This is a genomic window from Tahibacter caeni (genome assembly GCF_024609805.1).
GTDB lineage: Bacteria > Pseudomonadota > Gammaproteobacteria > Xanthomonadales > Rhodanobacteraceae > Tahibacter > Tahibacter caeni.
This window is the reverse complement of record NZ_JANFVR010000204.1, coordinates 1-8,841: the sequence shown is the minus strand read 5'-3', so window position 1 is coordinate 8,841 and position 8,841 is coordinate 1. Positions and strand designations below refer to the sequence as shown.

At 67.4% G+C, this 8,841-nt stretch carries 10 protein-coding genes and 1 tRNA gene; 6 read left to right on the top strand and 5 right to left on the bottom strand.

What is annotated here, in order from left to right:
* Together NON22_RS16020 and NON22_RS16015 are read left to right on the top strand one after the other, a co-directional pair.
* The coding region (locus NON22_RS16020) for a GGDEF/EAL domain-containing response regulator (protein WP_257387948.1) at positions 1-2,126 on the top strand (2,126 nt) is incomplete at its 5' end.
* A 169-nt stretch (positions 2,127-2,295) separates the two neighbouring features.
* Positions 2,296-4,725 (top strand): ATP-binding protein, encoded by a 2,430-nt coding sequence (locus NON22_RS16015; protein WP_257387947.1) that lies wholly within the window; start codon positions 2,296-2,298, stop codon positions 4,723-4,725.
* A 43-nt stretch (positions 4,726-4,768) separates the two neighbouring features.
* Here NON22_RS16015 and bfr read toward each other — a convergent pair whose 3' ends face one another.
* The 3 genes from bfr to NON22_RS16000 form a co-directional block, all read right to left on the bottom strand.
* On the bottom strand, positions 4,769-5,239 hold the full coding sequence (gene bfr / locus NON22_RS16010) for a bacterioferritin (RefSeq protein ID WP_257387946.1): 471 nt from the start codon (positions 5,237-5,239) through the stop codon (positions 4,769-4,771).
* A gap of 186 nt (positions 5,240-5,425) precedes the next feature.
* Entirely contained in the window at positions 5,426-5,632 is a 207-nt protein-coding gene (locus NON22_RS16005) for a (2Fe-2S)-binding protein (protein WP_257387945.1), read from the bottom strand.
* A gap of 99 nt (positions 5,633-5,731) precedes the next feature.
* Positions 5,732-6,280 carry an RNA pyrophosphohydrolase gene (locus NON22_RS16000; protein WP_257387944.1) on the bottom strand — a complete coding sequence of 183 codons (549 nt, stop codon included), beginning with the start codon at positions 6,278-6,280 and terminating at the stop codon, positions 5,732-5,734.
* 145 nt (positions 6,281-6,425) lie between these two features.
* Between NON22_RS16000 and NON22_RS15995 the strand changes: the two genes are divergently transcribed.
* The 4 genes from NON22_RS15995 (at position 6,426) to NON22_RS15980 (ending at position 8,101) form a co-directional block, all read left to right on the top strand.
* Positions 6,426-6,502: transfer RNA gene (locus NON22_RS15995), tRNA-Met, on the top strand.
* A 50-nt stretch (positions 6,503-6,552) separates the two neighbouring features.
* Positions 6,553-6,909: a 6-carboxytetrahydropterin synthase QueD gene (gene queD, locus NON22_RS15990; RefSeq protein WP_257387943.1), complete on the top strand. Its 357-nt coding sequence runs from the start codon at positions 6,553-6,555 to the stop codon at positions 6,907-6,909.
* Positions 6,910-6,958: 49 nt separating this feature from the next.
* Positions 6,959-7,534 carry a chalcone isomerase family protein gene (locus tag NON22_RS15985; protein ID WP_257387942.1) on the top strand — a complete coding sequence of 192 codons (576 nt, stop codon included), beginning with the start codon at positions 6,959-6,961 and terminating at the stop codon, positions 7,532-7,534.
* Positions 7,535-7,702: 168 nt separating this feature from the next.
* Positions 7,703-8,101: a phasin family protein gene (locus NON22_RS15980; protein ID WP_257387941.1), complete on the top strand. Its 399-nt coding sequence runs from the start codon at positions 7,703-7,705 to the stop codon at positions 8,099-8,101.
* A gap of 112 nt (positions 8,102-8,213) precedes the next feature.
* On the opposite strand, the gene NON22_RS15975 is transcribed toward NON22_RS15980, so the two are convergent.
* Complete coding sequence (locus NON22_RS15975) at positions 8,214-8,603, bottom strand: MAPEG family protein (protein ID WP_257387940.1); 390 nt, start codon at positions 8,601-8,603, stop codon at positions 8,214-8,216.
* A 52-nt stretch (positions 8,604-8,655) separates the two neighbouring features.
* Positions 8,656-8,841 (bottom strand): hypothetical protein (locus NON22_RS15970; RefSeq protein ID WP_257387939.1); only part of this gene is annotated, 186 nt, incomplete at its 5' end.

Sequence of the window (8,841 nt, the reverse complement as noted above, 5' to 3'; positions counted from 1 at the left end):
CGCCCGAGACGCCGACCGCTCCCGAGGCGCCGGCTGCAGATCCCTCGCCGGCACGCGCCGCGCCGGCCGCCGCGGCGAGCAGCGCGCGCAAGGTCTACCACCTGACCGACGGAAGCCCGCTGGCCTGCGAGATCGATCAGAAGCTCGAGCTGTCGGGCTACGAGCTGTCGCTGCTCGACCACGCCGACGAGGCGATCGAGATGATCGGCACGTTCCCGCCGCATCTCGTCGTCGTCGACGCGCACTTCCTCGGCGAGCTCGACCGCGTCGGCGAGGCGCTGAAGTCCGCACGCGGCCGCGCCAGCCATCGAGTCGCGATGCTGGCCCTGTCCGAACAGGGCGAGCTCGACGTGCGCCTGCGCGCGATGCGCGCCGGCGCCGACGCGTTCATTCCGCTGCCGGCCCAGGCCGGCGACGTCATGGCGCGCATCGCCGAGCTGACCGAGTCGGACCAGACCGAACCCTATCGCATCATGATCGTCGAGGACGATCGCTCGCAGGCCATGTTCGCCGAGTCCATCCTGCGCAAGGCCGGCATGCAGACCATCATGGTCACCGACCCACTGGCCGTGCTCAACGACATCGACACGTTCAATCCGGATCTGATACTGATGGACCTCTACATGCCCGGCTGCTCGGGCATGGAGCTGACGTCGATCATCCGCGAGCGCGAGGCCTTCGTGTCCACGCCAATCGTGTTCCTCTCGGGCGAGAGCGACACGGACAAGCACTTCGAGGCGCTGAACGCCGGCGGCGACGACTTCCTGTCCAAGCCGATACGTCCCAAGCATCTGATCTCCGCAGTGACGAACCGTCTGCGCCGCGCGCGCCACATTCGCCGCCGCGCGCAGAACCAGAATCCGCGCGACGCGATCACCGGCATGTACGAACGCGCCCACGTGCTCGACCGCCTCAACGCCCGGCTCGCGGCCGATGACGCCGCGGCACAGCGCGGCGGCCTGCTCTACGTCGACCTCGACGACGCGAGCGAGCTGCGCGGCCAGGCTGGCCTGATCGGCTTCGACAAGCTGCTCGGCCAGACCGGCGCGTTCCTCGCGACGCACCTGGAACCCGGCGCGCTGGTCACGCGCTTCGGCGACACGAGCTTCATCGTGCTGAGCCCGGAACGCAGCGGCGAGGAGATCGAAGCCGCCGCGCGCGATCTCGTAGAACGCGTCGCGCGCGAACGCTTCGACGTGGACGGGCAGAACTACCGCGTCGCGCTGCACTGCGGCATCTGTCCGTTCGAGGCCAACCTCGGCGACGCCGGCGCCATGCTTCACGCGGCCGAGCGCGCGATGAGCGACGCGCGCCGCAGTGGCAAGGAACGCGTCGGCCTGTTCGCGCCCAAGCCCAGCGGCGATCTCGCCCTCGTGGAGAATCTGCGCGCCGCGCTGCGCAGCGACGCGTTCCACCTCGTGTTCCAGCCGATCGCGGCGCTGGCCAGCGAGGACGACGGCGACGCCGACGAACAGTTCCAGGCGCTGCTGCGCCTGCACGGCGACGACGGCAAGGTGCTCACGGCCGGCCATATCGTGCCGGCCGCCGAACAGGCCGGGCTCATCGACGAGATCGACCGCTGGGTGCTGACCCGTTGCCTGATGGTGCTGTCCGACCGCGCGCGCCAGGGGCGTCCGGTGCGGCTGTTCGCGAGCCAGTCGCTGGCCGCCGCGCGCGACCCCACGCGTGCCGCCTGGCTGCGCCAGCAGCTCGATACGCGGCGCATCGCCGACGGCCGCCTCGTGCTGGAGATGCGCGTGCCGGAGGACCCGGCCGACTACGAGCGCGTCGCCGCGTTCGCCGGCGCCGTGCATCAGATCGGGGTCGGCCTCTGCCTCGCCGGCGCGCTGCCGGGCGACGCGACGCAAGCGGCGATCGAGCATCTGCCGGTCGACTTCATCAAGATCGCCCCGGACTGCATCGCCGACGGCAGTCCGCGCATGCGCGACGAACTGCGCCGGCTCGTGCGCGCGGCGCACGACAACGGCCGCCGCGTGATCGCGCCGCGCATCGAGGATGCGCAGAGCGCGGCCACCCTGTGGACCATCGGCGTCGACTTCATTCAAGGTAATTTCGTGCAGCACGAAGCGCAGAATCTCGACTACGATTTCCGCGCCGTGGGCTAGCGGGCTGGGCGATCCGGGCGGGATCGCGGGGGAGTCGCGCCGCTTCGGCGGGCGATCGCGGAGGATGCGGAGCTTGTCCCGTTCAAAGGGAGACGGACAGGCGGCCCGCGCGGCGGAACCAGGCGGACCGGCGCGACACAGAGCCGGCCGCCGCTGACGAGGGACGAGCATGGGGGACTGGAAACGACTCGCCGGAGCGATGCGCTGGAGCGGCCTCGCGGTCGTCGTCAGCGCGAGCCTCGTCAGCCTGATCGCCGTACCGCCGCCGACCAACTACTGGGTGGCCCCGCTGCTGCTGTTCGGCGGCGTGCTGCTGTTTTTCGCCGCGCACGGCGCCGGCGACGAGGAATCCGCGCAGGCTCAACCGGCGTTCGTGCGAACACCGGCCACGCCGCCGTCGGCCGCGGCGGCAACGGATTCGCCGGGCCTGCAGGCCGAGGTCGACGAGCTGCGCCAGGTGCAGCAGGACCTCATGAAGGCCAAGCTCGAAGCCGAAGCGGCGATGATGGCCAAGAGCGAGTTCCTCGCGACGATGAGCCACGAGATCCGCACGCCGTTGAACGGCGTCATCCCGCTGCTCGATCTCGTGCTGTCGACCAGGCTCGCGCCGGACCAGCGCGACTATCTGCTGACCGCCTATCGCTCCGCCCGCGAACTCCTGCGCATCGTCGACGACATCCTCGACTACTCCAAGATCGAGGCGAACAAGCTCGAGCTGGAATCCGTCGGCCTGAATCTGCGCGAGGTGCTGGACGCGGTCAAGCGCCTGATGGAAAAGGCGGCCGAGAGCAAGGACCTGACCTTTTCCGTCACGATCGAGCCCGGCGTGCGCCTGGCCGTGCGCGGCGATCCGGTGCGCCTGCGCCAGGTGCTGACCAATCTCGTCAGCAACGCGATCAAGTTCACCGAGCGAGGCAGCATTTCGGTACGGGTGTCGCGCCGCGGCGAATCGCGCAACCACAACGAAATCCTGTTCCAGGTCCAGGACACCGGCGTCGGCATCGCGCCCGACGTCGCCGACAAGCTGTTCCAGCCGTTCTCTCAGGCCGACGCGTCGACGACGCGCATCCACGGGGGCACCGGCCTTGGCCTGGTCATCTGCAAGCGCATCGTCGACCTCATGGGCGGCAAGATCGGCGTGAAGTCGGAACTCGGCAGCGGCTCGACGTTCTGGTTCAGCGTGCCGTTTCTCAAGGCCGTCGGCGACGGTCCCGGCGCGCGCACCGACCTCGGCGGCGCGCGCGCGCTGCTCGCCGTCGACGACGCGACGACGCAGCGGCGCCTGTCGACCCTGCTGTCGGGCTGGGGCATGCAGCTCACGATCACGAACGTCGCGGCCGAGGCCCTGGCCAAGCTGCGCAGCGCGGCGCAGATGGGCGACAACTGGGCGATGGATCTGCTGATCGTCGACCTCGCGAGCATGCGCGGCAATCCGTCGGCGCTGCTGCGCAACGTCGTGCGCGAGCCGACCCTGGAGCGCGTGCGTTTCGTGTTTCTCGCCGGCAACGACGAGATCCCGGCCGAACTGCGCCAGGATGCTCGCTCGGCGATCATTGCGCCGGGCCAGTCGGACGCCGGGCTGCGCGCGGCGCTGAACACCCTGCTCGGTGTGCAGCAGGGCGGCGGCGCCCAGGCCGAAGCCGCACCCGATCCGCTCGCCGACCCGCTCGAACCCGGCATCCACATCGCAGTCGCGACCGAAACGCCGTCGGCGCCGCTGCGCGGCCACGTGCTGCTGGTCGAGGACAACCCGGTAAACCGTCAGGTCGCGCAGCGCATACTCGGCCTGCTCGGGCTCAGCCTCGAAACCGCCGAGAACGGCAAGGAAGCACTGGAAAAGCTCGAGGCCGGATCGTTCGATCTCGTGCTGATGGACTGCCAGATGCCGGTCATGGACGGCTACACGGCGACGCGGATCCGCCGCACGCGCGAAGCGGAACAACGCCTCCCGCGCATTCCGATCATCGCGATGACCGCGAATGCGATGGCCGGCGACCGCGACAAATGCCTCGGCGCCGGCATGGACGAATACTTGTCCAAGCCGATGAACCGCGGCCTGCTCGAAACGACCCTGCGCAAATGGCTGCCGAAGCAGGCGCAGAGCCGCGCGAGCGCGACCGAAAAGACGCCGCCCCCGGCGCGCCCCGGCGTCGCGCCAGCGCCGGCCGCCACCCGTGCCGTCGCGGCGCCGAATCCGGCCGTCGCGCTCGGCGAGGGCATCGCACCGGTCAATCCGCTCGGCGTGCGCGACGGCGCGGCGCTCGATCAGGAAATCGTGCGCGACCTGCTCGACGTCATGGGCGAGGAATTCACCGAGCTCGTCGGCGTCTACCTCGAAGACACGCCCAAGAACCTCGCCTTGCTCGAGGCGGCCGCGGGCCGCAACGACTCCAACGCGCTGATCGCGCCTTCGCACTCGCTGAAGTCGACCAGCGCGAACCTCGGCGCGATGACGCTTGCCGAGATCGCCAAGCGCATCGAACACGAGGCGCGCAGCGGCACTTTGGCCAACCCCGCGGCATTGGTGCGGGATCTGACGCGGGAATACGGGCGGGTGTCGGCCGAACTGCGCAATCTGCTCGCGCGCAGCGGTCCCTGAAACGAAGACGGGACGGACCGTCGTCCGTCCCGTCGGCAGGAATTCAGCTGCCGATCTTCTTCTGCAGATAGCTGGCTTCGCCGAGCTGTTTGATCAGGCCAAGCTGGGTTTCGAGCCAGTCGATGTGCTCTTCCTCGGATTCGAGGATGCCCTCGAACAGCTCGCGGCTGACGTAGTCGGACGCCTTCTCCGCATCGGCGATCGCCGCGCGCAGGTCCGGCACCGCGGCGTATTCGAGCTTGAGATCGCATTCGAGGCATTCGCGCGGCGTCTCGCCGACGAGGATCTTGCCGAGGTTCTGCAGATTGGGCAGGCCTTCGAGGAACAGGATGCGCTCGATCAGCTTGTCAGCATGCTTCATCTCGTCGATCGATTCCTCGTATTCGTGCTCGGCGAGTTCCTTGAAGCCCCAGTTCTTGAACATGCGCGCGTGCAGGAAATACTGGTTGATCGCCGTCAGCTCGTTGTAGAGCGCCTTGTTCAGGTGCTCGATGATCTTGGGGTCGCCTTTCATGGCCGGTCCTCCGCGTGGAATCGGCGGCGACTATACCGTCGCCGTCGCGATCGCGAAGAAATGCGAATTGGATGCAGTGCCGCTGCGACCGGAAGGTTCAGCGCTTGTTGCAGAGATGAGCGGAGCGAAGAAGATCGCGGCGGCGGGCGTAGCCGCGGGCCGGCGAACAGATACGAAGACGGCCGCTCAGGCGGCCGCGAGTATCGGCAGATCGAACAGGCGGGCGTTGCGCGGCACCGCCTCGTGCAGAACCTGCTCGGCGAAATCCGCACAGGCGCCACAGGTGCCGGCGCAGCCCGTGCGCATGGTCAGCTCGGCCAGCGACGAAACGCCGTCGGCCGCGGCAGCGCGTATGGCCTTGTCGGTCACGCCGTTACAGATGCAGACGTACATGGCAGTCCTCCAATGGCCGGGATTGGACTGCAAATGCGAATGAGTGTCAACAACCTTCCGCTTTGCCGGCTGAAGACGCCCCCAAGCTGAACGCCGCGCTCAGCCGACCTCGGCCAATACCGGCCGGGCCGGCGGCGGCGCCGCGGACGCGGAAAGCTCCAGCCGCACGCGGCAGGCGCGCTCGACCGTCGGGGCGAACTGGCGCAGCGCGCGCTCGTAGACCTGCCGCTTGAAGGTGACGACGTTCTGCGCCGGATACCAGAAATCGACCCAGCGCCAGAGATCGAACTCGGGCTTCTCGTTCGCGTCGAGGCGCACGTGGCGCTCCTCGCCGAGGAAGCGCAGCAGGAACCAAACCTGCTTCTGACCGATGCAAACCGGACGCTCGTTACGCCGCAGGTAGCGCCGCGGGAGACGGTAGCGCAGCCAGCCCGGCGTCGCGGCGAGCACTTCGACGTGCTCCGGACACAATCCCGTCTCTTCCTGCAATTCGCGGTACATGGCTTCTAGCGGCGTCTCGTCGCTGCGCATGCCGCCCTGGGGAAACTGCCAGCCGTCGCGATTGATGCGGCGCGCCCAGAACAGCCGACCGTCGTCCCGCAGCAGGACTATGCCCACATTGGGCCTGTAGCCATCGGGATCGATCACCGGTCGACTCCAGAAAAATACGTGCTGGGATCGATTCTTCCACAGCCTCTGCGCGGCCAGCAAGGCGCGGCCGTCGTGTCCGGCTTGACAGGCGCCGGGCCGAGGCTACAATCCCCGCCCTTCTTTCGGGCAGAATTGCCCCAGTGGCTAGGTAGCTCAGCCGGTCAGAGCGCGGCACTCATAATGCTGAGGTCGGCGGTTCGATCCCGCCTCTAGCCACCACCTTTATTCTTGCGACTTGCCGCCGGCCGGCGAGTCGGGCTGTCGCGCTGATGGATCTGTTCAAGACATTCCAGATCGAAGCCGCGCATCGGCTGCCGATGGTCCCGGCCGGGCACAAGTGCTCCCGGCTGCACGGCCACTCCTTCCGTATCGACATCCATGTCTCGGGTCCGATCGATCCGCAACTCGGCTGGGTCATGGACTTCGCCGACATCAAGCAGGCCTTCGCACCGCTGTTCGATGCGCTGGACCACGGCTATCTGAACGAGATCGAAGGCCTGACCAATCCGACCAGCGAAAACCTCGCCGTCTGGATCTGGCAACGGCTCAAGCCCGAGCTGCCGCTGCTGAGCCGTGTCGTGGTTCATGAAACCTGTACGTCCGGCTGCAGCTACACCGGCCCGTAGCCGCACATATGCGGATAAGATGCACCGCATTCCCCGGCGGACGGCCTGCATGTTCCTCACACGTGGTTTGGCGCTCTGGCTGCTGCTGGCCGCGTTCGACGCCCAGGCCGTCTCCATCGCCGGCCATGAGTTCGCCGAACGGATCAACGTACCGGGTGTCGGCAACAACCTGCGCCTGTCCGGCGCAGCGACCCTGGATCGCAACTTCGTCCCGTTCTACGCCGCCGCGCTGTATCTGCCGGCCTCCGTACGTACGCTCGAGCAGCTGCAGTCGGGCCTGAGCCCGTATCGCGTCACCTTAGTCTGGCAGATTCCGGAGCTCGACGAGGGGCGCGTCGACGACTACTGGCGCAAGGCCTTCGCCGAAGCGGCCGGCTCATCGCGACTGGGCCGGATCAAGAGCAATGTCGAACGCTTCGTCGAGGTGTTCGGCGCAGCCCGTCACGGCCAGGTCATCCTGTTCGACTACATACCGGATGCGGGCATGCGCATCTTCGTCGACGACAAGCCGGCCGGGCAGCTGGCCGGGGTCGAGTTCAATACCGTGCTGCTGTCGATCTGGCTCGGCGATAAGGCGCCCCGTGACTTCCGCACAGCCCTTACCGCGGGCCTGACGCCGAATTGACGCGGCGCGCCATCGCGACACCAAATCTATTTTTTGTTGTTATTCAATGCACTGAGTCACTCGCCGACTCCGATGTGCGACTGTCACGGAATTTTCTGTTGCATCGCAACAAAGAACCCGCTAGAGTACGCCCCGTCATCCCCCAACCCGCCTGACGAGGGCAAGCCAATGATCGAGCAGTACAACAACCAGGTGCTGGCTTTCAGCAAGAGCTTTGCCGAAGCCGCGTTCAAGGTGCAGGGTCTGGCTCTGCAGAATTTCGAGAAGATCGCCGACCTGCAGCTCAAGACCATCGAGAACCGTGCGAACGCCACCGCGGCTTTCGTGACCGAAGCACTGGAAGTCCGCGACTTCGACGGTCTCAAGGCCATCTGGCCGAAGGGTGTCACGCTCGCCAAGGAATCGGCCGAGAAGGCCTACGCGACGACCCAGGAAGTCTTCGGCATCGGCGTGAAGACCAGCGAAGCGCTCGGCGAGCTCGCCAAGACCAATTTCGCCGCCACCAACGAAACCATCAAGAACAACGTGGATTCGTTCAAGAAGGCCGCGACCGTCGGCGCGAAGTAAGCGCCCGCGACAACGAGTATCAAGCCGCGCTGCGACGACCCTCCCCTCCCCGTAGTCGTAGCGCCGCTTTGGACCGGATGACGCAAGTCATCCGGTCTTTTTCTTTTCGGCCTCAGGCCATCGCCGCGGCGACGAACAGCCCGACCACGCACAGCACGCCGAGAAACCAGGTCAGGCTGCGCAGCGGCGGCTTGTCGGCCAGATAGAAAGCGCCGTAGACCACGCGCAGCACGATGAACAGCACGGCCAGCAGATCGATCGCGTTCTGCGAGGCATGCACGTACTGCGCGACGAGCACGGCCGCCGCGAACGGGGGAAACGCCTCGATCGAATTCAGGTGCGCCCAATGCGCCCGCGCGCGGAAGCCGCTGAGTTCGGCCTGGTAGACGCGCGGCTGACGGTTGAGCCGTCGGATCCCGGCTTCGTGGCCGTATTTCGCGACAGCGGTGAAGACCAGCGGCAACAACGCCGCGACGAGAATGCACCACAGGGCGATCGTCACTCGAAGCTCCTTGCAGGTGGGAAACGAGTGGTCCGGGACGGGCCCGACACGCTCATTTGGGACCGAGCAGACGGCGCAGCTTACCGCCGAGACCGCCGTCTCCGTCGGGATCGGCATCCGCATCGCGCTCGGGTTCGCGCGAAGGCGGCAGCGGTGTCGGCGCGCGCGGCGGCCGCGGCACTTCCGGCTGGCCCGGCGCGGCCTTGGCATCGAGCAGCCGCGCCGCGGCTTCGGCCAG

Coding starts and splice junctions, on each gene's coding strand:
- NON22_RS16015 (WP_257387947.1), top strand. CDS start 2,296: ATGGGGGACTGGAAACGACTCGCCGGAGCGATGCGCTGGAGCGGCCTC.
- bfr (WP_257387946.1), bottom strand. CDS start 5,239: ATGAAAGGCGACCCCAAGATCATCGAGCACCTGAACAAGGCGCTCTAC.
- NON22_RS16005 (WP_257387945.1), bottom strand. CDS start 5,632: ATGTACGTCTGCATCTGTAACGGCGTGACCGACAAGGCCATACGCGCT.
- queD (WP_257387943.1), top strand. CDS start 6,553: ATGGATCTGTTCAAGACATTCCAGATCGAAGCCGCGCATCGGCTGCCG.
- NON22_RS15985 (WP_257387942.1), top strand. CDS start 6,959: ATGTTCCTCACACGTGGTTTGGCGCTCTGGCTGCTGCTGGCCGCGTTC.
- NON22_RS15980 (WP_257387941.1), top strand. CDS start 7,703: ATGATCGAGCAGTACAACAACCAGGTGCTGGCTTTCAGCAAGAGCTTT.